The sequence below is a fragment of the Nocardioides sp. P5_C9_2 genome, assembly GCF_054049555.1.
The window spans coordinates 1-1,248 of the sequence record NZ_JBFUMD010000720.1 but is presented as its reverse complement, the minus strand read 5'-3'; the positions used below and the strand labels follow the sequence as shown (position 1 = coordinate 1,248).

Below are 1,248 nucleotides of genomic sequence, written 5' to 3'. Positions count from 1 at the left end.
GTGATGGAGAGCGCGCGGGCGACGCCCGGGCCGGCCTGCTCGCGGCGGGCGAGCAGGGTCTGCGACTCCGGCAGCATGCCGCGACGCTTGATGTCCTCGGTGAAGGAGGTCAGCTGGCCGGCGCGGTGGCGGGGCTGGGCGACGAAGGTGCCGCGACCGGGGACCCGCTCCAGCAGGCCCTCCCCGACCAGCGCGTCGAGCGCCTGGCGGACCGTCATCCGGGCGACACCGAACTGGGCGACCAGCTCGCGCTCCGAGGGCGCGGCCGCTCCGGGCTCGGCGGTGGCGAGGAGGTCCCGGACGTACTCGCGCACCTGCACGTGCTTGAGGCTGCGCTCGGCAGGCCTGACGTCCACGGTGTCCACGGGCCCAAGGGTAGTCCCGCCGGAGGGTCGGGGTGAGGTTTTCCCCAACGGGATGGTAAAGGTCAGTCGGTGCTGATCGCCTCGAGCACGTCCAGGCGAGCCGCGCGGCGGGCCGGGAGCACCGCCGCGAGCACCCCGATCACGAGTGAGGCGACGAGGAACATCGCGAGCTGCCCGACGGGCACGTCGATCACCTCGAGCCCCTGGTCGCGCAGCGCGTGCATCAGCGCCACCCCGAACCCGATGCCCATCACCACGCCCAGCACGGCCCCGAGCACGGCGATCACCACCGACTCCAGGGTCACCATCCGGCGCAGCTGGGCGCGGCTCACCCCGATGGCCCGCAGCAGGCCGACCTCGCGCGTCCGCTCGATGATCGACAGCGCGAGGGTGTTGACGATCCCGAGCACGGCGATGAGCAGGGCCAGGCCCAGCAGCGCGAAGATCATCAGGACCAGCTGGTCGATCGGTCCCCGCTGCTCGGCGGCGAACGCCTGCTGGTCCTTGACCGTCACGATGGGCTGGTCGGCGACCACCCCCTCCAGCTCGGCCTGCACGGCGCCGGAGCCGTCGGTGTCGATGATGAGGAAGTTGTCGGCGTCGCGGTAGCCGGCCTCGATCAGCGTGCGCGGCGTGGTGACGGCCGGGAAGATCAGGATCGGGTTCTCGGCGTAGACGCCGACCACCTCCAGCTGCCGGGGTCCGTCGGCGAGGTCGACGTCGTAGGTGTCCCCCACCGACAGGGACCTCTCGTCGGCGTACTCCTCGTCCAGGATGACCGTCCCGTCGCGGAGGTCGGAGGCGGAGCCGGCGACCATGGTGAGGTCGATGCCCTGCCGGAAGGCGGCCGGGTCGAGGGCCGCGATGCCCTCCGAGTCGGGGC

General features: G+C 72.4%; 2 protein-coding genes. Both read right to left on the bottom strand.

Going from position 1 to position 1,248, the window contains the following annotated elements:
• Positions 1 to 365, bottom strand: a 365-nt coding sequence (locus ACXJKL_RS21285) for a GntR family transcriptional regulator (protein WP_457208983.1), incomplete at its 3' end; no start/stop codon positions are given.
• Positions 366 to 427: 62 nt separating this feature from the next.
• On the bottom strand, positions 428 to 1,248 hold an 821-nt coding region (locus ACXJKL_RS21280), incomplete at its 5' end, for an ABC transporter permease (protein ID WP_457208982.1).